This window comes from Actinacidiphila sp. bgisy160 (assembly GCF_965342435.1).
In the GTDB taxonomy this organism is placed as follows: Bacteria; Actinomycetota; Actinomycetes; order Streptomycetales; family Streptomycetaceae; genus Actinacidiphila.
The window spans coordinates 75,144-96,586 of sequence record NZ_CBDRCM010000014.1; the positions used below are offsets into that span (position 1 = coordinate 75,144).

At 71.3% G+C, this 21,443-nt stretch carries 21 protein-coding genes; 11 read left to right on the top strand and 10 right to left on the bottom strand.

The features are described 5' to 3' along the window. The first annotated feature begins 264 nt into the window (after nt 1–264). Nucleotides 265–1,368, top strand: a complete 1,104-nt coding sequence (locus tag ACRWNP_RS14445; protein ID WP_431961601.1) for a hypothetical protein — start codon at nt 265–267, stop codon at nt 1,366–1,368. Next, nucleotides 1,365–2,675 (top strand): hypothetical protein, encoded by a 1,311-nt coding sequence (locus tag ACRWNP_RS14450; protein ID WP_431961602.1) that lies wholly within the window; start codon nt 1,365–1,367, stop codon nt 2,673–2,675. Before ACRWNP_RS14445 ends, ACRWNP_RS14450 begins: the two co-directional genes overlap by 4 nt. Nucleotides 2,676–2,797: 122 nt before the next feature. Here the strand turns inward: ACRWNP_RS14450 and ACRWNP_RS14455 are convergent, their stop codons facing one another. Further along, a complete protein-coding gene (locus ACRWNP_RS14455; protein WP_431961603.1) occupies nt 2,798–3,454 on the bottom strand; it encodes a TetR/AcrR family transcriptional regulator in 657 nt (218 codons plus the stop codon). Between the two features lie 116 nt (nt 3,455–3,570). On the opposite strand from ACRWNP_RS14455, the gene ACRWNP_RS14460 reads away from it, so the two are divergent. Next, entirely contained in the window at nt 3,571–4,581 is a 1,011-nt protein-coding gene (locus tag ACRWNP_RS14460; protein WP_431961604.1) for a hypothetical protein, read from the top strand. 345 nt (nt 4,582–4,926) lie between these two features. On the opposite strand, the gene ACRWNP_RS14465 is transcribed toward ACRWNP_RS14460, so the two are convergent. Together ACRWNP_RS14465 and ACRWNP_RS14470 are read right to left on the bottom strand one after the other, a co-directional pair. Next, entirely contained in the window at nt 4,927–5,319 is a 393-nt protein-coding gene (locus tag ACRWNP_RS14465) for a dienelactone hydrolase family protein (RefSeq protein ID WP_431961605.1), read from the bottom strand. Nucleotides 5,320–5,525: 206 nt separating this feature from the next. Further along, nucleotides 5,526–6,953 (bottom strand): cellulose binding domain-containing protein, encoded by a 1,428-nt coding sequence (locus tag ACRWNP_RS14470; protein ID WP_431961606.1) that lies wholly within the window; start codon nt 6,951–6,953, stop codon nt 5,526–5,528. Nucleotides 6,954–7,185: 232 nt separating this feature from the next. Between ACRWNP_RS14470 and ACRWNP_RS14475 the strand changes: the two genes are divergently transcribed. The 5 genes from ACRWNP_RS14475 to ACRWNP_RS14495 all read left to right on the top strand — a co-directional run bounded on the left by ACRWNP_RS14475 (nt 7,186) and on the right by ACRWNP_RS14495 (nt 9,866). Next, a complete protein-coding gene (locus ACRWNP_RS14475; protein ID WP_431961607.1) occupies nt 7,186–8,028 on the top strand; it encodes a GntR family transcriptional regulator in 843 nt (280 codons plus the stop codon). 99 nt (nt 8,029–8,127) lie between these two features. Continuing rightward, nucleotides 8,128–8,370 (top strand): hypothetical protein, encoded by a 243-nt coding sequence (locus tag ACRWNP_RS14480; protein ID WP_431961608.1) that lies wholly within the window; start codon nt 8,128–8,130, stop codon nt 8,368–8,370. A gap of 14 nt (nt 8,371–8,384) precedes the next feature. Then, nucleotides 8,385–9,116: a PhzF family phenazine biosynthesis protein gene (locus ACRWNP_RS14485; RefSeq protein WP_431961609.1), complete on the top strand. Its 732-nt coding sequence runs from the start codon at nt 8,385–8,387 to the stop codon at nt 9,114–9,116. A 21-nt stretch (nt 9,117–9,137) separates the two neighbouring features. Beyond that, on the top strand, nt 9,138–9,266 hold the full coding sequence (locus tag ACRWNP_RS14490; RefSeq protein WP_431961610.1) for a DUF5959 family protein: 129 nt from the start codon (nt 9,138–9,140) through the stop codon (nt 9,264–9,266). A gap of 183 nt (nt 9,267–9,449) precedes the next feature. Further along, a complete protein-coding gene (locus tag ACRWNP_RS14495; RefSeq protein WP_431961666.1) occupies nt 9,450–9,866 on the top strand; it encodes a hypothetical protein in 417 nt (138 codons plus the stop codon). Nucleotides 9,867–10,052: 186 nt separating this feature from the next. Here the strand turns inward: ACRWNP_RS14495 and ACRWNP_RS14500 are convergent, their stop codons facing one another. Beyond that, nucleotides 10,053–10,436, bottom strand: a complete 384-nt coding sequence (locus ACRWNP_RS14500; RefSeq protein WP_431961611.1) for a hypothetical protein — start codon at nt 10,434–10,436, stop codon at nt 10,053–10,055. A gap of 178 nt (nt 10,437–10,614) precedes the next feature. Between ACRWNP_RS14500 and sigJ the strand changes: the two genes are divergently transcribed. Further along, on the top strand, nt 10,615–11,568 hold the full coding sequence (sigJ, locus tag ACRWNP_RS14505) for an RNA polymerase sigma factor SigJ (RefSeq protein ID WP_431961612.1): 954 nt from the start codon (nt 10,615–10,617) through the stop codon (nt 11,566–11,568). Nucleotides 11,569–11,577: 9 nt separating this feature from the next. On the opposite strand, the gene ACRWNP_RS14510 is transcribed toward sigJ, so the two are convergent. The 4 genes from ACRWNP_RS14510 to ACRWNP_RS14525 all read right to left on the bottom strand — a co-directional run bounded on the left by ACRWNP_RS14510 (nt 11,578) and on the right by ACRWNP_RS14525 (nt 15,916). Then, nucleotides 11,578–11,937 carry a nuclear transport factor 2 family protein gene (locus tag ACRWNP_RS14510; RefSeq protein ID WP_431961613.1) on the bottom strand — a complete coding sequence of 120 codons (360 nt, stop codon included), beginning with the start codon at nt 11,935–11,937 and terminating at the stop codon, nt 11,578–11,580. Between the two features lie 77 nt (nt 11,938–12,014). Further along, the gene (locus ACRWNP_RS14515) at nt 12,015–13,667 is read right to left on the bottom strand and encodes a M4 family metallopeptidase (protein WP_431961614.1); all 1,653 of its coding nucleotides are present in this window, start codon (nt 13,665–13,667) and stop codon (nt 12,015–12,017) included. A 242-nt stretch (nt 13,668–13,909) separates the two neighbouring features. Further along, a complete protein-coding gene (locus ACRWNP_RS14520; protein WP_431961615.1) occupies nt 13,910–14,683 on the bottom strand; it encodes a crotonase/enoyl-CoA hydratase family protein in 774 nt (257 codons plus the stop codon). A gap of 36 nt (nt 14,684–14,719) precedes the next feature. Continuing rightward, complete coding sequence (locus ACRWNP_RS14525; protein WP_431961616.1) at nt 14,720–15,916, bottom strand: alginate lyase family protein; 1,197 nt, start codon at nt 15,914–15,916, stop codon at nt 14,720–14,722. 294 nt (nt 15,917–16,210) lie between these two features. Here ACRWNP_RS14525 and ACRWNP_RS14530 point away from each other — a divergent pair, with 294 nt between their 5' ends. Beyond that, complete coding sequence (locus ACRWNP_RS14530; RefSeq protein WP_431961617.1) at nt 16,211–17,005, top strand: SDR family NAD(P)-dependent oxidoreductase; 795 nt, start codon at nt 16,211–16,213, stop codon at nt 17,003–17,005. Between the two features lie 114 nt (nt 17,006–17,119). Here ACRWNP_RS14530 and ACRWNP_RS14535 read toward each other — a convergent pair whose 3' ends face one another. Together ACRWNP_RS14535 and ACRWNP_RS14540 are read right to left on the bottom strand one after the other, a co-directional pair. Continuing rightward, complete coding sequence (locus tag ACRWNP_RS14535) at nt 17,120–17,557, bottom strand: subtilase-type protease inhibitor (protein ID WP_431961618.1); 438 nt, start codon at nt 17,555–17,557, stop codon at nt 17,120–17,122. 311 nt (nt 17,558–17,868) lie between these two features. Continuing rightward, the gene (locus ACRWNP_RS14540; RefSeq protein WP_431961619.1) at nt 17,869–19,437 is read right to left on the bottom strand and encodes a cellulose binding domain-containing protein; all 1,569 of its coding nucleotides are present in this window, start codon (nt 19,435–19,437) and stop codon (nt 17,869–17,871) included. Between the two features lie 262 nt (nt 19,438–19,699). Here ACRWNP_RS14540 and ACRWNP_RS14545 point away from each other — a divergent pair, with 262 nt between their 5' ends. Next, nucleotides 19,700–21,415 (top strand): hydrogenase maturation protein, encoded by a 1,716-nt coding sequence (locus tag ACRWNP_RS14545; RefSeq protein ID WP_431961620.1) that lies wholly within the window; start codon nt 19,700–19,702, stop codon nt 21,413–21,415. The last annotated feature ends 28 nt before the right edge of the window (nt 21,416–21,443 follow it).

Below are 21,443 nucleotides of genomic sequence, written 5' to 3' on the forward strand. Positions count from 1 at the left end.
TCAGCGCGCGGCCGACGATCCGCACCACCCGTCCACGCCATCGCCATCACATCGACCACGACCCTTTCGCGACAGAACGATCACGTTAGGCCACGACGATCGGTATAGGTGGGAATGCGCACTGCGGGCGGGAGGCAATGACCCGTTCGGTGGTCGCGCGCCTTGCCGTCGACGAACAGCGGGAGGGCGGACCGGTCCGGCCGGTTCCGCGTCGCGGTGGCGGGCCCCGCCGCGGCCTGCCGCCGAACTGAGGTGGCGGGACCCATGGTGATCAGCGAATGCGTCCGCTGCCATGGCTGGGGACCGGTCCGTCCGCTGGGCAGCTGCCAGACCTGCCTCAACTGGACGCCCCGCGGCGGTTACAAGGGCCGCTGCCATCGGTGCCGGCACGAGGGCAAGGTCAACCGCGACGGGCTGTGCCGGCTCTGCATGCTGGAGATCCGCATGGTCCCCGATCATGAGTGGGCCGACGCGGCAGCCAGGCGGAAGCTGGGCCCCGTCCGGGATTTGCAGCTGCCGCTGCTGCTGGAGGGTGTCCGGCCTCCCGTGGTCCTTGCGCGCCACCATGACCGGCCGCTGGTGCGCGAGCGGCTGCGGACCGAGCGCTCGGCAGGCCCCTGGTCCTGGGCCAAGAAGGGCGATGACCTGCAGGTCTGCCCTCCGCAAGTCACCGGCCAGCTTCCGCTGCTGCCCCGCCTGCCCAGGACGTTCACCCGCCAGCACGGCTACCGGATCGCCGCCCACGACTTCCCCGAGTGGGCGGACGTCCTGCAGGCCGCCGAGCGGGTCCGCGTCCGGCGCGATCTGTCCGCAGGGTGGAGCGAGAGCGTGGTGCAGATGATGCGCCTGGCGCTGGCCTCCCGGGAGGCCAGCGAGCAGCTGGTCGACGAGTACGTCGTCGCCGAGCTGCCCCGGATGAGGCCTGCCGTCGCCGAGGTCCTGCGGGAGGCCGGGCTGCTGCTGCGTCGACTCGGCTCCGGACTCGCTCAGAACGGCTACCGGCGTGAGCGCCGGCGCATGGTCTCCTGCGAGCACTGCCTGGCCTGGAGCGGGGATGCCAGGCCGCTGTGTGACTCGTGCCGGGAGTGGGCTCGTCAACCGGACCGGGCGATCGGCCCCTGCCTGCGGTGCGGCAGCACCTGGCCGCTGAAGGACGGACAGTGCCGGTTCTGCCACCTGGTGCTGAACGAACACGTCGGAGACGGCCCGGCGGTCGAGCAACTCTGGTTCGGAGCCGGCCTAGGCCACGGCCTCTACACGAAGCAGCCCGGCGACTACAGCCAGGGCGGCCGAAGAGCCACCGGCGGGAACTGGATCGTCGGGAAAGGCAGACCCGGCAGGCCGACCGCAGACTGTCCCCGCACTTGATCAACCCACACCAGCTGGAGCTGTTCCCGCCCCCGGCGCGTGTCTGGAAGCGGGCACGGTACATCCAGCTGCCCACGATGACACCAGAGGCCGAACAACTCGTCGCCGATTTTTGGCAGTTCACAGCCGACCAGCACTGGACCACCCCCTCCCGGGACATCAACGTCAAAGTCCTGCGGCTTCTCGTCGCCTGGCTCGGTATCGACGCCCCCCTCCTCGAGGCCGACGTGCGCGCCGTCACCAGACTCGGCCCGAACTGGTCAGGACGTCGCGTCGCAGCCTTCCTCGGCCAGCGCGGCCTACTCGTTCCCCTGGAGCGGACGGTCCCGGATCAGGCCGCGCTCGAACGGCTCCTGCAGGGTGTTCCCGATCACCTGCGGGACGAGGCGGACGCCTGGGTCCGCGTGCTCCGCGGAGAAGGCCGCAAGCCCTCCCTCACGATGAACTGGGTCACCATCCGACGCTATGCGCACTACAAGGTCCCGGCCCTGCAGCAGTGGGGCCAGTGGGTCAGCAGTCTCCGTGAGATCACCCAGAAGGACATCGAGGACATACTCAGCAGCCGCACGGGAGAACAAGCCCGTTCGCTCCACGCAAGCCTGCGATCGCTCTTCCGCGCATTGAAGCGCGAGCGCGTGATCTTCCGTGATCCAGCCCGCGGTGTCTCCGTGGCCTCCACCGTCAACGCACCCCGGCGCATCGCGTCGGACCGGCTCGTGGGTCTGCTGGACAAGGCACCGACCGCGACGGCGAAGGTCGTCGTTGCTTTGGTGGCCATCCACGCGCTGGGGCCACAGGAGATCCGCCATCAGCTCCTGACCGGCCTCGACCGTCCGGCAGGGCGCTTGGTCGTCCGCCGCCGCTTCGGTGATCACGTCGTCTATCTCGACGAACTGACCATGAAGCTCCTGAGCGACTGGCTTCGCGCACGGGCTGAGCGCTGGCCCCGCAGCACCAATCCGCGCCTGATCGTCACGCAGGTCACCGCGGTCGACCCCAACGGCCCTCCGGTGTCCAAGGACGGGCTGCGGTTGGTGTTCAGAAAGCTCGGTATCCAGCCCCGGAGGCTCCGCATCGACCGGCTGCTCGATGAGGCACACGAAACTGCCGACCCCGTGCACCTGATGCGCGTCTTCGGGATCTCCGACACGACCGCACTGAAGTACGTCAGAGCAGCCCACCCACCGATTCGGGCCAGAGCCCACCCAAGCCTGATCGGCAGTCCCGAACCCGGGTACAGCCGAGATACGCACCAAAGGGGCAATCAGTTGATCTTGATGCGACTTCGCGCGTGGTCAGCACAGTGAAGCCGCAGTAAATGAGGATCAGCCGAGGTACGGCCGAAAGGGATAGCAGGACCCCGGCGGTGTGATTGTTGGGGTCCTCGTCTTGGGTCGAGTAGGAACCACACAGACCGGTTGAGTCGACTTCACGGTTGGGTTCGTCGCTCGGCGGCCTCGAACGCGGGCGCGAGCGGGGCCAGCGCCACGCGAAGCTGGTCGGGCAGTGAGCCGGAGGGCACGACCAATCCTCCGGCGCCGAAACTCTCGATGGCCCCTGTGTTCCCAGTCGGCCGGAGCCAGCTTTCCAACGCGATGCGAACCGCCGCGGCCACGCTCGCCGCGAGAACGCGGGCTGTGTGCGCCCCGGCATCGCCCAGGCGTTCGGCGATCACCGACGTGAGAGGGGGCTCGATACCGGCGGTGGTATCGAGGAACGCGTCGCGCAGCGTGGTGCGGGTGGTGATCAGCAGCAGCGCCTCGTGTTCACGCTCACTGGTGTTCGTGTACTGCTCGACCACTGCTTCGGTGACGGCGTCAGCCAGGCGTACTCCTGCGGGCCGGGCTGCGACCGCTGCCGCGATCCGCGCCTCCCGGTCCGCCGTAACAGCGGAGACAATCGCCTGCTCACGGCTGGCGAAGTAGTTGTTATAGGTACGCGGCGAGACCCCGGCCGCGTCGGCGATGTCCTCGACCCGCACCTGGTCCGGTCCCCGCTCCACGGCCAGACGCAGGGCCGCCTCGCGTAGCGCCTCGCGCGTGGCCTGCTTCTTCCGCTCCCGCAGCCCTGGTGGTGGTGTCGTCACGGTGTCAGCATTCCACAGAAGAATGCGCGCACGCAAACTTGCGTACGCGCACTTTTACTGTCAGCCTCGACCCGAACCGAGACCGACAGAGAGGCGTCACCGTGCGAGCAAGAGGCATGACCTACGACACCGGATTCGTCGTGCATGGCCAGACATCCCGCGAGCACTTCGACCTCGCGGTGGTCCGGCGCGAGCTCGCCATCATCCGCGACGACCTGCACTGCAACGCGGTCCAGATCATCGGCGGCGACCCGGACCGACTGGAGGTAGCCGCCGGTGCCGCCGCCGAGCTCGGCCTGGAGGTCTGGTTCTCGCCCTATCCGCTAGAGCTGGATCCGGAGCAGATCCTCACGCTCTTCCGCGACTGCGCCGAGCGAGCGGAACGGCTCCGGCAGCAGGGGGCCACAGTCGTGTTCGTCGCAGGGGTCGAGCTGAGCGTGATGAACCGCGGGTTCCTGCCCGGAGAGAGCCCCGAGGAGCGGGTCGAGCAGCTGATGAGCCAACCCGAGCGCCGGGCCGAAGCGATGCGCGAGCTCGGCGTGCGCATCAACACATTCCTCCGCGACGCCGCGGCCACGGTCCGCGAGCGCTTCCAGGGCAAGCTCACCTACGCATCCATCCAGTTCGAGCAGGTCGACTGGACTCCTTTCGACATGGTGACGTTCGAGCTGATCCGCTCCGCCGGCGTCGCCGACCGATTCCGGGACGCGGTGCACACCCTGGCCCAAGGTCCCAAGCCGCTCGCTATCACCGGGTTCGGCACCGCGGCCTACCGCGGCGCGGGAGACCGAGGTGGGCGGGTGCTGGAAGTGGTCGAGCACGATCCAGAGACCAAGGCCCCTGTACGGCTCAACGGCATATACGAGCGCGACGAGGCCGGCCAGGCCGCATATCTGAGCGAACTGCTGGAGATCTTCGAGGCAGAGGGCGTGGACAGCGCGTTTGTGTTCTTGTTCTCCTTGCCCGGCTACCCGCACCGCCCGGACGGCGACCCCAGGGACGATCTGGACCGGGCCGGCCTGGGCATCGTCAAACTCCTCGAAGGGCGCCGGGGGCAGACCTACCCCGACATGGAATGGGAACCCAAGGCCGCCTTCGCGGCAGTGGCGCAGCGGTATCGGAGGTGACAGGCCCCGCGCACGGTGACCACGGTTCGGGATCTGCACTGTGGCGCAGCGCAGATCCCGAGCAAATGGAAGAGGTATTCGCCGAACCCGGCCCAGACCCCTACGACCAGGAGCGGGCGCGGAGGATGCGTACACCTCGCCCTGGCGGCCGAAACGGACCGCCGCAGATCGCGACGATCATGGCAGGGGCTCCGTCGCAGTAAATCCGTTATTTACTGCGGCAGTTGCGAACGCTTCTCTGTGATCGAGCATCCGCTCGAATGTGGTTCTGCTGTGCGGACTTGAAGGGAGGGGACTGTCAGTGCACGACGCGAGCCAGGCCTGGCGCCAGGCTGGTTGCCTGGGTCATGCCCGCAGATCTTCCGTCACGGGCAGGCACTCGGCGAGCAGGTCGACGACGTCGCGCCAGGCTCGCTGCGCGTGCTGTGGGTGGTAGCCGACGGCGGCGATCCGATCGGGGTCGGTCCGGGGCTCGGTGCGCAACTCGTTGAGTGCCGCGTGGCCGATGCGCCGCATCCGGTCGGGATCAGCGAGCAGTGGCATGCACCGGGCCAGCATCTCCTCGGGGTCGCCCAAATAGCGCCTGCCGTGAAGGTCGAAGGCCAGCGCTACGCATCCCAGCTCGGCGAGAGCATCGGCCCGGCGGCGCTCGACGTCGCTGAGTCCCATGCCCTCTGGTCCGAGCAGCACCGCGGGCCGGCGGTCGATAGCTGCCGGGAGCGCGAGGTGCCCGATCATCGTCAAACCGTCCGCCGGGTACTCGACCGTACGCGTCGTGGCTTGGCAGTGCGAGGACCGCGAGTACGCCGCGGGCATCGCCTGGACCGGCCGCTTCGGTTCCTCCCGTACCCCGGACGCGCTGTACTGCCGGTCGCTTCCGTAGGGACGGTCCGTGCCGCCGCCCACCGCGCCCCTGTGGCGGTGGGCGGCGGCACGGGGCCCGGTCAGCCGCCCGGGACGGTGTCGGTGAAGACGGTCCCCGCGCTGCGGTAGGCGGCCACCTTGGCCGCCACCTGTGCGGGGGTCAGCACCTGGTCCTTGACGAAGTAGACGTAGTCCACCTGCTGGTCGTACGAGCGCGTGGTGCCGCCCGTCTGGCCGGTGAGGTCGATCAGCCAGTGGTTGAAGTCGATCCACTGGCTGGTCTCGGGCAGGTAGGGCTCGCCGTGGGTGCCGAAGACCTGGCCGTCGATGGAGTAGGTGATGGCGCTGTCGTCGACGGTGATCTGCAGGTCGTGCCACCCCTCGTAGCTCTGGCGGTTCTCGGAGTGGGTGTTGACCGCGTTCCACGGGTCCGGGTTGTAGGTCTCCCAGGACGTCGTGTACATGATGTTGCTCGGCTCGCCCCAGCCGCCGTTGGGCAGGTACTCGAAGTCCTGCTCGCTGTAGTTCGGGTCCATCGGCGCGTTGAGCGGCGTGAAGGCGAAGAAGGTCTGGACGACGTGGTCGCCGTCGGGACCGCCGGTGGGGGTGTCGTTGAAGCGCACCCGGGCGGCGTAGGTGCCGTTGCGGAACTTGCGGGCGGTGGTCTGGATCTCGCTCTCCTTGGTGCCGGCGGCGGTGCCGTCGGTGGTGAGGCGGAGGTTCATGACCTTGTCGCTGCCCGTGCCCGCCACGAAGGTGACGTCCTGCGGGGACCAGGTGGCGCCCGGCACGCCGGGACCGCCCTGGCCGGACTTCACGGTCCAGCCGTGGCTCTGCAGCGCGGGGTCGCTGCTCGAGGTGTAGTCGAAGTCGTCGAAGAGCGCGGGCGCGTTGGGGTCGGCCGGCGGATCCGTGGGCGGGTCGGTGGGGTCGTTGCCGGCGGGCGCGGTGCCCCAGACGACCGAGCCGCCGCGCTGCACGGTGACCTTGTCCCAGTCGGTGTAAGAGGTCTGGGAGCCGTTGAAGGAGTAGTCGTCGGACTGCGTCAGGCGCTGCCAGTCCGCGCGGTGGAAGCGCAACTGCATGTCGCCTGTGTTCTGCCCGGGGGCGAGCGAGCCCGCGCCGGAGGTGAAACCGATCTCCAGGTAACGGTCGGCGGTGGCGGTGGGGTTGGCGAGGTTGCCGAACGTGCCGGTGATGTTGGCGCACCCCTTGACCGCCCAGGAGCACGCGAAGCGGTACGCGGTGGTGGGGCTGTCGGCCTCGAAGTAATAGCGCAGGGTCACCTCGCTGAGCGGGACGGACGAGGTGCCCCGGTTGGTGATCTCGAGCCAGGGCTCGACCTGGTCCGCGGTGGCCCCGGACGCGCTCGTCCGGTACTGCGCGGTGAGCGTGGCCGCCGCGGCGGACGCGGGCGGCGCGACGAGCCCGGCACAGGCGAGACCCGCCGTCACACAGGCGGCCATCGCGGTGCGGACCCGGGCGGTGGTGCGGAACGGTCCTGACATGGGGACCCCTTCCAGTCGGGTGGAGCGCGTGGGGGAGGGCTTACCACTTGGCAACTGGTCTTCCACTGGTAAGGCAAGGTGGCATAGCCCGGATGAGGGGTCAAGTCCGCGAACTAGAAGGGAATTCAGGGCGTCGGAGCCTCTTGTGATACCTGAAACTCTGGAGAACTGGTCAGCAACTGGATAGCCTCATGGACACGGCACTGCACGGCCATGGAGAGGGGCGAGGCGCATGACGGGGGAAGCACCGCGGTCGCCACTGAAGCGCGAACGGGTCCGCGACCACCTCCTGGAACTCGTCGAGTCACAGGCACCGGGCACCCCGATCCCGTCGGAGCGCGCCCTGTGCGAGCAACTCGACGTCTCCCGTCCCACTGTGCGCTCGGCCGTCGACGAGCTGGTCACCACCGGTCTGCTCGTCCGGCGCCACGGGAGCGGCATGTTCGTCGCCCCCGCGAAGATCACCCAGGAACTCGCCCAGGGGGAGAACGCCTTCAGTCTGCCGCAGGCCTCCGGCCACTGGCTCAGCCGCGTCCTGGAGTTCGCCACGGTGCGGGCCGGCGCCCGCGTCGGCCGCAAGCTCCGGGTGTCGCCCGCCGCCGAGATCGTCTACATCGCCCGGCTCCGCCTCGTCGACGGCGAGCCGATGGCCGTCGAGTATCTGCACGTCCCGGCGGAGCTGGTGCCGGGCCTGCGCGCGGCCGACATGGAGTCCGGGGACTTCTACGACCGGCTGCGCGAGCGGTACGGCATCCGGGTCCACGAGGCCGTGCAGTCCATCGAACCGACGGTGGCCAACGAGGAGGAGGCCAGGCTGCTGGGCGTGCCCGTGCTCTCCCCCGCGCTCCTCTTCGACCGGCTCACCAGCGACGCCGCCGGGCGCCCCGTGGAGTACGTGCACTCCCTCTACCGCGGCGACCGCTACCGCATCGTCTCCCGCTTGTCCCTCGCCGGCTCCGCGTCCGCGGGGCTGCCCGTGACGGCGGGCCACCACCCCGGCATGCCCCCCGACGAACGCGCCGCCCCGGCCGGCACGCTCGCCCACGTGGTGGGGGACGTACAGCCCCGAGGATGAGGACCCGTAACCCGTACACACGTGCGCCCCTCAACCCCTATGATCACTCCGCTCCCGTGTCCACCGGAGCCGCGCACGACCCGAGACAGGCCATCCACCATGTCCAGCAAGCCCCCCACATCCCCCTTGCCGCTTGCCCGCTGCGCGCAGGCGGCGACAGCCGCGGCCGCACTCCTGGTGGCCACGCACGTGGACCCCTGGTCGCCGGCCTTCCTCGTCGCCGCGGAGACGTGCATGCTCGCCGCGGCCGGCCTGGCGGCCGTCGTCATCGAGCGCATCACCCCGCTCCGGAGCGCGGCGCTGGGTGCCTCGCTTCCCCTCTCCCCCGTCGCGCAGTCATGAGGCAGGCTGCGGCCATGACCGGCTACGACATAGTGCGGGTCTTCTGCGGACCCGACGGCGACCACGGCGACCGGCTGGCCGTGGTGCGTGACGGAAGCGCCGTCACCGACGAGCAGGACCGCGTGACGTTCGCGCGTCGATCGGGCTTCACCGAGACCGTGTTCGTCGACGACCCCGAGCGGGGCATCATCGACATCCGCTCCGCGGACGGTCGGCTGCCCTTCGCCGGCTCCCCCTGCATGGGCGCCGCCTGGCTGCTGGACGCCCCAGAACTGATCACCCCCGCCGGCGTCGTGGGCGTCCGCCTGGACGGCGAGTTCACCTGGCTCGAGGCCAGCCCCGCCTGGGCCCCGCCCCGCACGCTCCGGCAGTACGACTCCCCCGAGGAGGTCGACGCGCTGCCCGTACCGCCCCCCGGCGAGTGGGTCTACGCCTGGGCCTGGGAGGACGAGCCCGCCGGACGCGTGCGCGCCCGCGGCTTCCCCGGCCGCGGCGACGGCGTCGACGAGGTCGAGGCCACCGGCTCGGCGGCGCTCCTGCTCACCGACCGCCTCGATCGCGCCCTCAACATCGCCCAGGGCCGCGGCTCCCAGATCCTCACCGCCCCCGCTCCGGACGGCCTGGTCGAACTCGGCGGCCGCGTCCACCTCGAGCGTGCCGTCCCCGGCGCCCCCACCAGAACCCGCCCCGCGATCACCCTCGGCAGCCCCTCGTCCCGCCGCCGCATCCATCTGCTCGACCTGTGACACAAATGTCTCCCCTTCCGGGTGCTGGGGCGGCACATGCCCGGTGTGCTGCCCCGGCACGACTTCCTGGACGCCGGGATCACCGTGACGAACGCGTTCGTCCGGGGCCGCCTGGAACCGTGCCTCGACCCGGACGACCTGGACGCGTGATCCGGGGCTGTGGCCGCGCTCGCCGTCGGCGACGACGCCCGCTGGATGGACGAGGGACGCAACCCCGGGAGCGGATTCCGTCACGCCCGGGTTCGTCCGTAGGATCACGCCATGCCCGCTGACGCACGCGTGACCAGGTCCACGTTCTCCCGCCGCATCCATCCGATATCGGCTCCTCATCCGTTGCCACAACTGCCCCAGCGGATCTGGTCGGACGAGGACTGGGAGCGGATCCAGCGCGGCTACGCAGCGCGGGACATGGACGAGAAGTGGAACGTCTTCACGGAGGGCGAGGTCGCCTTCCTGCATCGAAGCTGGACCGGTCGCGGAGTCTTCGCGGCCACCTTCACGCCGGTCGACGGCGGCGGACGGCGAATCACCCATGCCGTGGTCGAACGTGATCCCGATCGCTATCGAGGCACGAACGACGACTACGACTGCCTGATGCTCGAGTTGGTGATCAGTGCCATCGTGCTCGGGGAACCGGCGACTGACCTCCGTTCGCGGCTGGTGGAGTTGACGCGTGCGCGGCCGGGCTCCGCTGACGCGCCCGCCGGGGTCATCCAGCACAGCGCCTTGGGGCTGCGCTCCGACTCCTAGTCGATCATGCGGGGGCGGCCGGGCCGCCCGTCCGGTGCCGACCTCCGGCACGCGCCGGAAATTCCCTGGCCCATGCATGGCCGAACGGTGACGGAAAGCCCAGGCGCGAACTCGGCATCCCGCTTCCGGACGAGGAGACCGCCGGCAGGCACGTGCTGCTCGACGCTGCGCAGCGGCTCGGGCCGGCTACGACCGGCGGGTGTACAGCGCGTGGCCCAGCGCCAGGACGCTCAGGCCGAACATCAGGACGCCCAGGGGGACGTGGACAGACGGCTTGTGGGCGATGCCCAGCACCACCTGTACCGAGGCGAGGGCCAGGAAGCCGGAGGCGTACAGGATGGGGCGGGGCGATCCGCCGCCCGGTCGCCACGCGAGGATCGCCGCGAGCACGTACAGCATCGAGGCCCCGTACATCACGCGCGCTCCGGCGCTGTGCAGCACCTCGCCGTGGGACGAGGACAGCAGCAGCCCGGCGGTGGCCGCCTGGAAGAAGATCGCCGAGGTCTGCAGGGCGACCGCTGTCCGAAGGAACGTGAGGCTGCGGTGTTCTGCCGTTACCCGTGTGGCCATGGTGTGAGGTCCCTCTTCTGTCTCGCGGCGGCGGATCGGTACTGTCCCGTCACTCCGACGAGACGGGCCCGTGAACTGTCAGGCGATGCGCCGGCTGACGAACGGCGGCCGTGTTCCGTCGAAGTGGCGAGAGCGCAAGCGGACGGGACGAACGACGAACCAGGGAGCGGTCGCGACCATGAGCACCCCATTGCAGCCGGCGCACGACGAGGCCGAACCGGAGCTGAGCGCGGTCATCGGCGAGCGGCGCCATCTGATCAATCTCGCCTACCGGCTGCTCGGTTCGCTGGCCGAGGCCGAGGACGCCGTGCAGGAGACCTACGCCCGCTGGTACGCGATGTCGCGGCCGCAGCAGGAGGCCATCGAGTCGCCTGGTGCCTGGCTGACGACGGTGGCCAGCCGCATCTGCCTCGACCTGCTCGGCTCGGCACGGGTCCGGCACGAGCGCTACGTCGGCTCGTGGATACCCGAGCCGCTGCCGGACCGCTCGGAGTGGACCGTCGGGCCCACCGCCGACGGTGGGGCCGAGTCGGCCGACCCCGCCGACCGGGTCACCCTGGACGAGTCGGTGACCATGGCCTTCCTCGTCGTGCTGGAGTCGATGACACCTGCCGAGCGCGTGGCGTTCGTCCTGCACGACGTCTTCCGGTTCCCCTTCCCCGAGGTGGCCGAAATCGTCGGCCGTACGCCGGCGGCCTGCCGGCAACTGGCGTACTCGGCCCGCCGGCGCATTCGCGACGCGCAGAACCCGGCGGTGCCGGCGGCCGGGCAGGCCGGTGTGGTGCGGCACTTCAAGGAGGCGTGGGAGGCCAGGGACATCAAGGCCCTCGTCGGCCTCCTCGACCCCGGTGCCACGATGATCGCCGACGGCGGGGGGCTGGTCGGTGCCGTCCTCCGTCCGGTGGAAGGCAGCGAGCGCATCGCCCAGTATTTGATCCAGATGGCCGGCAGGACTCCGGGCCTGACGCTGCTGGAGCGGAAGGTCAACGGCCGGCCCGGCCTGGTCGCCCGGCACGCCGGGACGACGGTGACGGTGGCGGCGTTCGGCATCACCGGCGGCCGCGTCTCCCGCATCTGGGCGATCCGCAACCCGGACAAGCTCCGGCCGTGGACGGAGCGCGGTTCGTCCTGACGCCGCCGCTCAGGCCACGTCCGCGCTGCCCTCCCGGTAGACCTTCGCAGAGGCGATGCGCCCGTCCCTGAGCAGGTAGAACGCGGCGATGGGGCAGGTGCGGCGCTCACCGCGGTAGGTGAGGGTCTCGGTCATCTGGCAGGCCGCGCGGTCGCCTTCGGTGACGAGGTCGTGGACCTCCAGCGTGGGGAGCAGCCCGCGCATCGCCTCGTCGAAGAGTTCGGTCAGCGCGGCGCGGCCGCGCACCGTGGTGGTGCCGGTGATCCATACGGCGTCGTCGGTGAAACCGGTCAGGAGCGCGTCCAGGTCGCGGGCGTTGAAGGCCCGTACGTGCGCGTGTATCGCCGCCGACGCGTCGGTTGTGGTCACGGGGACCAGTATGGCAGGGGCCCGTGGGACCGGCCTGGCGGTGGCCGGTCCCACGGGTCCAGGGATCCGCCCGGGTGTCAGTTGACGCTGACGGCGGACCAGGCGGCGGCCACGGCGGCGTACTCGGCGCCGGTGGAGCCGTAGAGGTCGGTGGCGGCCTTGAGGGTGGCGGTGCGGGCGCCCGCGTAGTTCGTGCCGGAGGTCATGTAGACCGTGAGGGCGCGGTACCAGATCTTGCCGAGCTTGTCGCGGCCGATGCCGCTCACGGTGGAGCCGTCGCAGGTGGGGCTGTTGTAGCTGACACCGCCCACCGTCTTGGCGCCGCTGCCCTCGGCGAGCAGGTAGGCGAAGTGGTTGGCGACGCCGGAGGAGTAGTGGACGTCGAGGTTGCCGACGCCTGAGCTCCAGCAGTCGACCGAGCTGCCGTCCTTGGAGGGCTTGTCCATGAAGCGCAGGGCGGGCTCGCCGAATCCGGACTTCACGATGCGCTCGCCGATGAGGTAGTCGCCGGTGTCGGAGGAGTTGCCGGCGTACCACTCCACGAGGGTGCCGAAGATGTCCGAGGTGGCCTCGTTGAGGCCGCCGGACTCCCCGGAGTAGGTGAGCGCCGCGGTGCGCGAGGTGACACCGTGCGACATCTCGTGCCCGGCGACGTCGAGAGCGACCAGCGGCCCGAAGGTGGTGCCGTCGCCGTCGCCGTAGGTCATGCAGAAGCAGCTGTCGTCCCAGAAGGCGTTGTTGTAGTTGCTGCCGTAGTGGACGCGGTTGTACGAGCCCTTGCCGTCGCCGGCGATGCCGTTGCGGCCGTGGACGGTCTTGTAGTAGTCCCAGGTCTCGTTGGTGCCGTACTGGGCGTCGACGGCGGCCGTCGCGCGGTCGGCGGTGGTGCCGGTGCCCCAGTGGTTGTCGGCGTCGGTGAACAGGACCGCGGGGGCCCGGGAGAAGCAGATGCCGAAGATGCACAGGTCGGTCTTGTTCTGCGCGTCGCCGGTGTAGGTGTTGCCGCGGGTGGGGTCCTTCAGTTGGTAGGTGCCGGCGCTGAGGGTGGTCTCCAGGGACACGGTGCCGCCGTACAGGGACTTGCCGTCGCCGGTGGCGGTCTCCAGGGCGTCCCAGGCGTCGATGCGGGCACCGGTGCGGGCGTCGGTGAGGACGACGCGGGCGGCGGGGTTGCCCAGCCTGTCGAGGCCGACGGCGGTGGTGCGCCAGGCCAGGCGGGGCGTGCCGTGCAGTGCGTCGACGACGAGCTGCGGCTTGGCCTTGGCCTGCCGGAATACGGTCCCGCGGTGGGCGGAACGCAGCGCCGCCAGGCCCTGGTCGGCGGCGCCGGCGGCCTTGACGGCGGGGGTGGTGCTCGGCACGGCCAGGTCGGAGCGGGTCGCCCGCTCGGCGCCCTCGTAGGCCCCGCCCGGCGCGAGGTGGACGACGAGGTCGCCGCCGAGGACGGGCAGTCCGCGGTAGGTCCGGTCGTAGCGGATGTGCTGGGCGCCGTCCGCGTCGGTGACGACGTCGCGGACGGTACGGCCCTGCGCGGAGGTGACGGAGAGCCTGGTGGCGTTGGCGGTGACGGCGGCGTCGGCGCGGGCGACGCCGGTGGCCCGGGTGGGCAGCTGGCGACCGGACCCGGACGCCGCGGACGCCGCGGACGGCGTCAGGAGGGCGGCGGTGACGGCGGTGGCGGCCAGCGCCGCGGATATCGCGGTCGCGGCACGTCTGGTGCTGGGCTGCATCGTGCTCCTCTGGTGGGGGGCGTGCGCGGTCCCCGCATCTGCGTCCGGCCACGGTGGGGCGGGCCCGGGTGCGGAGGTGAGGCGGTGCCAGATTTAAGTGCCCATGACATACGGATGTCCAGAGCGCGTCCGTGGTCCACACACGGGAATCCGCCGAAGCACACACGACAGGCACGTGATGGGCGCGGGTCGGCAGCCGGGTGACCGGCGCGGATCGGCCCCCGTCGGTCGTTCCGCGCCGGTCAGCTCCCGTCGAACGCGCCATGCCTACCGGCCCCCGCCGAGAAGCGCGCCGCACCCTCCCCCGCTTCCGCGAGGGACACCCGGCCGTGCCGCAACTCCGCCTCGAGCGCGGCCGTTTCCTCCAGTCCCCCGGCCTCCAGCACCGCGAGCCGGTCGTGCCGCAGGCAGGTCTGCGGGAAGGCCGCGATCTCCGCGGCGAGCCTTTCCGCCGCGTCCCGCGCCCCGCCGGGCGGGACGACCCGGTTGACCAGACCCATGGCGTACGCCTCCGCCGCGTCGACCGGACGCCCCGTCAGGATCAGGTCCATCGCCCGGGAGGTGCCGATCAGCCGCGGCAGCCGTACCGTCCCGCCGTCGATCAGTGGCACGCCCCAGCGCCGGCAGAACACCCCGAGCACCGCGTCCTCCTCCGCGACCCGCAGATCGCACCAGAGGGCCAGTTCCAGGCCGCCGGCCACCGCGTGGCCCGAGATCGCAGCGATGACCGGCTTGCCCAGCCGCAGGCGGGTGGGCCCCATGGGGCCGTCCCCGCCTTCCGCCACATCGGTCACCTCGTTGCCGCGAGGGGTGCCGATGGCCTTGAGGTCGGCACCCGCGCAGAAGGTGCCGCCCTCGCCCCACAGCACGGCGACGGATGCGCCGGCGTCGGCATCGAACTCACGGAAGGCGTCGGCCAGTTCCCGCGCCGTCGGGCCGTCCACGGCGTTGCGCGCCTCAGGGCGCGAGAGCACCACCGTGGTGACGGGTCCGCTGCGCTCGACACGTACGGGCATGGCCTGTTCCCTCCGTCGCCGCTCACCTCTGCAGGATCAGGAGAGGTTATCGCCGTGGGTCAGGGTCTCCCAGGCGACGAAGAGGTTGTTGCTGCCGGCCGGGCGCTGGGACTCGGTGAGCGCCTGGGTGTTGGTCATGGCGTAGCCGAGCCGGTTGTGCATCGCGTTGTAGCCGACCTCGGTGACCGGCCCGAGCCCCAGGTTGAGGTGCCCGCCGCAGAGCCAGGAGGGCACGGCCGCGCCCCGCTGGTACTTGGACTGGAAGCCGAGCGCCTGCCGCAGCCGCTCGCCCACCTGCGGGTAAAGGTCCTCGCCCTGGATGCGGCTGGTCTCCGCGACGTGCGAGATCGACGAGATCCCGTAGCCGGTGTGCGTGAAGTCGCGGCAGGTCTCCTGGGTCAGGCCGGTCACGAAGGTGGACTGACCCTGCCAGTAGCCGACGATCTCGTCCCGGGTGTCGAGCCCGCTGCCGGGCACGGTCTTGGGCAGCGCACCGTCGGTGTCCAGGTAGACGTACGCGGCGACGCGGTTGAGGTAGCGCGTGACAGCCTTGTCGTAGGAGGCGCGGTCGTCGAGGAAGACGGAGATGCCGACGGCGGCCTCCATCATGCTGAGCTCCCAGTTGCCGTTGCTCTTGGACCCGTTGATGACCTCCGGGAGGTAGACGTTGCGCAGCATGGTGGCGAAGCGGTTCACGTTCGGCCAGCTGGTGTAGGTGTAGCGGATGATCTCCGCCGCACGCGGCCACACCGAGCCCGCCCAGCCGGTCTGCAGCGGGGCGTTGCTGTTGGTGTGGTCGGTGATGGTGGCCGACCAGGCGTCCATCAGCTGGATCGCCTTCTGTGCGTACTTGGCGTCCCGGGTGATGTACCAGGCCAGCGCGTTGGTGTAGGCCGCGATCGCGTCCTCGCGCTCGTCGGTGCAGCCGTAGTTGGGGTTGGAGTAGGAACCGCACTCGACGACCGCGCGCGGCTTGGGGGTTCGCGACTGCGAGGCGTAGTTCGACGCCATCATCTGGTCGTACGCGCTCTTCCAGGGCTGCGCCCCGGCCTGCACCTTGCCGCGTACGAAGTCGAGTTGGGTCCGGCTGACCAGGACGCCGGGGTGGCTGAAGGCAGCCGGCGCGGCGGCGGCACGACCGCTGCCGGGCAGCGCGGCCAGGAGGGCGGCGACCAGCGCCGCGACGAGGGCCAAGATTCCCTTGGTGAGGAGGGCTTGTGATCTGTGGGACATGGGGGGACGCCTTCCCAGGAGACGGCATGTTCACATGGATGAACCATGGATGCACCCGTGAACATTGCGATGGACGCATGACGGTAGGACTAGACCAATGCCCCGTCAAGTCCCCTGCCGCACACGGTCGATACCGCTACCGCACACCGCACGGCGCTCCGGCGCCAACAGGGCGTCAGGACACGTATCCGACCCCACCCTCACACCCCGCACCCACCCGGCGGCGCTCCGATGGCGACTCCGCCAGCCGTCCCCCAGGCTCGGTACCCACCCGCCCATCCCGAAGGGGACCCCATGGAACTGCAACTCCAGGACAAGGTCGCGGTCGTCACCGGGGCCGGCAGGGGCATCGGCCTGACGGTGACCCGGACGCTGGCACGTGAGGGCGTCCGCGTCGTCGCGGGCAGCCGCAGCGTCACCCCAGAGGCGGAAGCCCTTCGGGACTCCTACGAGGTGACCCCCGTGGCGGTCGACCTCTCCACCCCGGACGGCCCCGCCGAACTCGTGCGGCAGGCCGCGGAGCGTCACGGGACCGTCGACATCCTGGTGAACAACGTGGGTTCCGGGAAGCCCCGCAGCGGCTTCCTCGAGGTGGACGACGAGGAGTGGGCGCGCGTCTTCGAGATCTCCTTCTTCAGCGCGGTCCGCGCCACCCGCGCCGCGCTCCCCCACATGGTGGAGGCGGGCGGCGGCGCGATCGTGAACGTCACGTCCATCAACGCGCGCCTCCCCTTCCCCATGGTCGTGGACTACTCGGCCGCCAAGGCCGCGCTGGCGAACCTGACGAAGTCGCTGTCCGAGGAGTTCGCCCCGCGGGGCGTCCGCGTCAACGCGGTCGCCCCCGGCCCCGTCCGCACGCCCTTCTGGACCGCCCCGGGGGCCTTCGCCGACCAGACGGCCGCGGCCGCGGGAACCACCGCCCAGGAGGCCCTGGACGAGGTCGTGCCGCGCAGCATGGGCATCTCCACCGGCCGCATCACCGAACCGGAGGAAGTCGCCGCCCTGATCGCGTTCCTCGTCTCCCCCGTCGCCGGCAACGTGACGGGCGCCGAGTTCACCATCGACGGCGGCCAGATCAAGACGACCTGACGCCGGACGGCGCACACGAAACAGGGGCGGCCGACCCCGTCCCACGAGTCGGCCGCCCCCTCACAGGGCTCTCCCCCACGGTGAACCCCGTGGCCTTGGTTCACGGCATCAACGTCAGAAGGCGAAGACGCCGGCCGCGTCGCTGCCGCGCAGCATGCACGGGTTGCCGAAGGTCCGCGCGAAGGTGACGCGCCGGCCTTCCCACACCCCGTCGGCGGTGACCACCACCGGGTCCCAGATCCGGGTACAGGCCGCACCCTCCGCGTCGGCGGTCATGGCCGCGAGGTCCCCGCCCCCGGCCGCGAGTTCCGCGCAGGCGGCCACCGGGTCGGGGTGGTCGCCGTACGGGGTGGGCCTGCAGCGCAGCACCACCGCGCGCTGTATCGTCGCTGTCGCGGGGTCTTCTCCCTTCCCCACGGACAGGACGAGCGCGGACGGCGCGTACAGGCTCGTCGCCCCGGTCGGCCGGGCCTCCGCCGAGCCGGCCGCGACCCCCGCCGAACACACCGCCGCCATCAGGGCCAGGCAGGTCCCCACCGCACTGATCCGCATAGCGAACACTCCTTCGGCACTAGATCCGGATATCGGACGTCGAGGAGTCTTGTGCATCGAACGCCCGCTCGTCACATCGCTCCGCGACTTTCGGTCACCGGTTGTTCACGATGTGTACTATCCGTTGTGTCGCACTTGCGGTGAGCTGGGCGTCCGGGTGAATGGACTCAGTGGAACCGCGGCCTCCGTGAAAGCGCCTTCACGGATCGACGACATCGTCTCCACATCGGCCGGAAAGCAGCGGGCCGCCGCCGCGTTCCGCACACGACGACGGCCCGTGGGGACCGCCCCGGGGACCCCCGGGGGAGGCGCTATCCGGTGTAGCCCGCGAAGATCCGCGAGAACTCGTACGGGGACTGGGGGATGTTGGTGCACATGTAGAGCGCGCCGCTGCAGGCGTTGCGGTCCCGGGTCGTCTCCCAGAAGGCGAGCAGGCCGAGGTGCTTGCCCTGGGCGAAGCTCACCAGCTGACGGGCGTCGGCCTGGTCGTAGATCCGGCCGTCGTCGTTCTGGCCGAGCATCGGCGTGACGCCCACCATCGCCCACACCTGGGCGTCGGACTTGCCGGGGTAGAGGGACTTGAGCTGGGCGAAGGTGCTGTTGGCGGCCTGGATCGCCGCGTCGCCGTAGTCGGCGCTGCGGTAGTAGTCCATCGCCATGATGTTGATGACGTCGAGGTTCACCCCGGCGTCCCGGGCCGACCGCACGACGCCCAGGCCGTCCTCCGTGAGCCCCTCCGGCAGGACGGGCAGGGTGAGCGAGATCCGCAGTCCCGGGTGGGCCTGCTGGAGCCGGGCCAGCGCCTGGGAACGGCGGACGACGGACGCCGGGTCGGCGGTGGCGGCGCCCTCGATGTCGAAGTCCGCGTACGTCAGGCCGTAGGCGTTGACCACCGCGTCATACTCGGCGTACAGCGCGTCGACCGAGCCGCAGGCCTGTGCGAGTTCGATGCCGGAGGCGCCGCCGAAGGAGATCTTGACGTCACCGCCGGCCGCGCGGATCGCGTCGATCTGGTCCTTGTTCCAGGCGTCGCGCGGGTCGTAGGCGTTGAACCACATCGCCTTGCAGGACGAGGCGGTGATGAAGGCCATGGTGAAGCTCTTCAGGCCGCTCGCCGAGGAGAGCGTGGTGAGGCCGGGCGTCGGCCAGGCGCCCATGTCGACGTACGGCGCGGTGCGCACGCCGCCCGGGGGCGGGTTGGTGCCGCCGGAGGTGGTGGTCCCGGTGACGGCGCCGCTGTAGGCGGAGGTGTTGCCGGCCGCGTCCTTGGCGCGGACCCGGAAGGAGTAGCCGGTGCTCGCCTGCAGCCCGGTGGCGGTGTACGAGGTGCCGGTCACGGCGACGGGCGCGCCGCCGTCCCGGGAGACCTCGTAGCCGGCGACGCTGCCGGAGTCGTCGGTGGAGGCCGTCCAGCGGACGGTGAGGGAGGAGGAGGTGGCCGAGCCGACGGTCACCCCGCCGGGGACGCCGGGCGCGGTGGTGTCCGGGCCGCCGCCGGAGCCGGTGCAGGAACCGCCGTTGAGCCTGCAGTCCTCGGGCACGCCCGTGCCCGAGGAGACCCACCCGAATACGGCGCTCGCGCCGGGCGCGAGGGTGCCGTTGTACTCGCGGTTCTTGAAGGTGTAGTGGCTGCCGTTCCGGGTCATCAGGGTGTCCCAGTACGAGCCGACGCTCGTCCCCGAGGGCAGGTCGAACTCGACGGTCCATCCACTGAGTGTCGTGGTACCACCGTTGGTGATCGTGTACTGCCCCTGGTATCCGGTGTCCCAGGTGGCCGTCTTGACGAAGGCCGCGCTCGGGGCGGCCGCCGCGGCGGGCGGGGCGAGGAGCAGGACGAGCGCTCCGACGAGCGCCGTGACCAGGGCCAGAGTTCTTCGCATCCGGGCCTCCCGTGGGGGGAACGCGCAAATGGTCTGCACCAAATGCATCTGGTATAGACCTATCGAGTTGATGCGTTCGCGTCAATACGTGAGACGGCCCGGGACAGCGCGGCGGCCCGGCCCGGCGGCGGGCCGCCCGGGGGCGATCGGGTGAACCGGCGGCCGGGCGCACCCGCAGGCGCCCGCGGGGCAGGCATCATCGCTGAAGGCCGGGGCCGGTGCTCCCCCCTCCCCGACGTGCCGGGCGGCCCGGGAGGTCGTCATGCACATCCTGCTCATGGCGTCGGCGTTCAACAGCCTGACGCAGCGCGTGTACGCGGAACTCGGCGAGCTGGGCCACACCCTCGCCGTGGAGGTGACACCCGACGGCGACGCCATGCGCGCGGCGATCGCCCGCCATGAGCCGGAACTCGTCATCGCGCCCATGCTGAAGACGGCGATCCCCGCGGACGTCCGGACCGCCCGCACCTGCCTGATCGTGCACCCCGGGCCGCCCGGGGACCGCGGCCCCGCCTCCCTGGACCGCGCCGTGCAGGAAGGCGTCGCCGCATGGGGCGTGACGGTCCTGCAGGCCGAGGAGGAGATGGACGCGGGCCCGGTCTGGGCCTCGGTGGACTGCGAGGTACCGCCGGTCGGCAAGAGCGACCTGTACCGGGGCGAGATCTCGGACGCGGCGATGGAGGCCGTCCTGCTGGCCGTCGACCGGTTCGCGTCGGGTGCGTACGCCCCCCGGCGGCAGAGCGACCCGGCCCTCGGGGCGCTCGTCCGCGTCCGCCCCGCCCTCCGCCAGGACGAGCGGCGCATCGACTGGGCCGCCGACCCGACCGCCACCGTGCTGCGCAAGCTGCGCGCCGCCGACTCGCGGCCCGGCGTCCTGGACGAACTCCTGGGCGCCCAGTGGTTCCTGCACGGCGGCCACCCCGAGGACCGGCTGCGCGGCGAGCCGGGCCGGCTGCTGGCCACCCGCGCGGGCGCGGTGTGCCGGGCCACCCGCGACGGCGCCGTGTGGATCCCGCGGCTGCGGCCCCGTCCCGCCCCCGGCGGCCCGCCCACCTTCGCGCTGCCCGCCGTCACCGCCCTCGGCGGCCTCCTGTCGGCGCTGCCGGAGGACCCGCTGCCCCCGGAGCTCGCGGGCGACCGTGACACCTGGGCCGACATCCGCTACCGCGAGGACGGCGCGGCGGGCGTCCTGTCGTTCACCTTCGCCGGCGGTGCCATGTCCGCCGCCGACTGCCGCCGGCTCCTCGCGGCGTACCGCCACGCCTGCACGCGCCCCACCTCGGTGCTGGTGCTGGGCGGCGCCCGGGACGTCTTCTCCAACGGCATCGACCTGAAGGCCATCGAGGCGGCAGCGGACCCCGGCGCCGAGTCCTGGGCCAACATCACCGCCATCGACGACCTGGTCGAGGCGGTCCTCACCACCGGCGACCGCCTGGTGGTCGCCGCCCTCGGCGGCAACGCGGGCGCGGGTGGCGTGATGCTCGCCCTCGCCGCCGACGAGGTCTGGTGCCGCCAGGGCGCGGTGCTCAACCCGCACTACCGCCTGATGGGCCTGTACGGCTCGGAGTACTGGACGTACACCCTGCCCCGCCGGGTCGGCCCCGCCATGGCCGCACGCCTGATGGAGCGGGCGCTCCCGGTCGGCGCGGCCGCCGCACTGCGCATCGGGCTGGTGGACCGGCTGCTGATGTGCGGCCCGCAGGAGTTCGGCGCCGACGTCGCCCGCCTCGCGGCCCGCCTGGCCCGCACGGCGGGGACGCGGCCCAGGATCGCCGCCAAGAAGGCGGAGGCCGAGCGCCGCGAGGCGGAGCGTGTCCTGGCGTCCCACCGCGCCGAGGAGCTGTCCCGGATGCGTGAGGCCTTCTTCGACCCCCGGTCCCCGTATCACGCCCTCCGTTCCGCCTTCGTCCACCGCCGCACCCCCGCCGGCACCCCGCCGCACCTGCGGGTGGCCACGCCGGCGGCCGCCTGCCCGTAAGGCCCGCCCAGCGACAGCCGCGCGGCAT

Bases quoted from the DNA above. Each gene is read 5' to 3' on its own strand.
- ACRWNP_RS14445 (WP_431961601.1), top strand. From the start codon at position 265: ATGGTGATCAGCGAATGCGTCCGCTGCCATGGCTGGGGACCGGTCCGT.
- ACRWNP_RS14460 (WP_431961604.1), top strand. From the start codon at position 3,571: ATGACCTACGACACCGGATTCGTCGTGCATGGCCAGACATCCCGCGAG.
- ACRWNP_RS14465 (WP_431961605.1), bottom strand. From the start codon at position 5,319: ATGATCGGGCACCTCGCGCTCCCGGCAGCTATCGACCGCCGGCCCGCG.
- ACRWNP_RS14470 (WP_431961606.1), bottom strand. From the start codon at position 6,953: ATGTCAGGACCGTTCCGCACCACCGCCCGGGTCCGCACCGCGATGGCC.
- ACRWNP_RS14475 (WP_431961607.1), top strand. From the start codon at position 7,186: ATGACGGGGGAAGCACCGCGGTCGCCACTGAAGCGCGAACGGGTCCGC.
- ACRWNP_RS14480 (WP_431961608.1), top strand. From the start codon at position 8,128: ATGTCCAGCAAGCCCCCCACATCCCCCTTGCCGCTTGCCCGCTGCGCG.
- ACRWNP_RS14485 (WP_431961609.1), top strand. From the start codon at position 8,385: ATGACCGGCTACGACATAGTGCGGGTCTTCTGCGGACCCGACGGCGAC.
- ACRWNP_RS14500 (WP_431961611.1), bottom strand. From the start codon at position 10,436: ATGGCCACACGGGTAACGGCAGAACACCGCAGCCTCACGTTCCTTCGG.
- sigJ (WP_431961612.1), top strand. From the start codon at position 10,615: ATGAGCACCCCATTGCAGCCGGCGCACGACGAGGCCGAACCGGAGCTG.
- ACRWNP_RS14515 (WP_431961614.1), bottom strand. From the start codon at position 13,667: ATGCAGCCCAGCACCAGACGTGCCGCGACCGCGATATCCGCGGCGCTG.
- ACRWNP_RS14520 (WP_431961615.1), bottom strand. From the start codon at position 14,683: ATGCCCGTACGTGTCGAGCGCAGCGGACCCGTCACCACGGTGGTGCTC.
- ACRWNP_RS14525 (WP_431961616.1), bottom strand. From the start codon at position 15,916: ATGTCCCACAGATCACAAGCCCTCCTCACCAAGGGAATCTTGGCCCTC.
- ACRWNP_RS14530 (WP_431961617.1), top strand. From the start codon at position 16,211: ATGGAACTGCAACTCCAGGACAAGGTCGCGGTCGTCACCGGGGCCGGC.
- ACRWNP_RS14535 (WP_431961618.1), bottom strand. From the start codon at position 17,557: ATGCGGATCAGTGCGGTGGGGACCTGCCTGGCCCTGATGGCGGCGGTG.
- ACRWNP_RS14540 (WP_431961619.1), bottom strand. From the start codon at position 19,437: ATGCGAAGAACTCTGGCCCTGGTCACGGCGCTCGTCGGAGCGCTCGTC.
- ACRWNP_RS14545 (WP_431961620.1), top strand. From the start codon at position 19,700: ATGCACATCCTGCTCATGGCGTCGGCGTTCAACAGCCTGACGCAGCGC.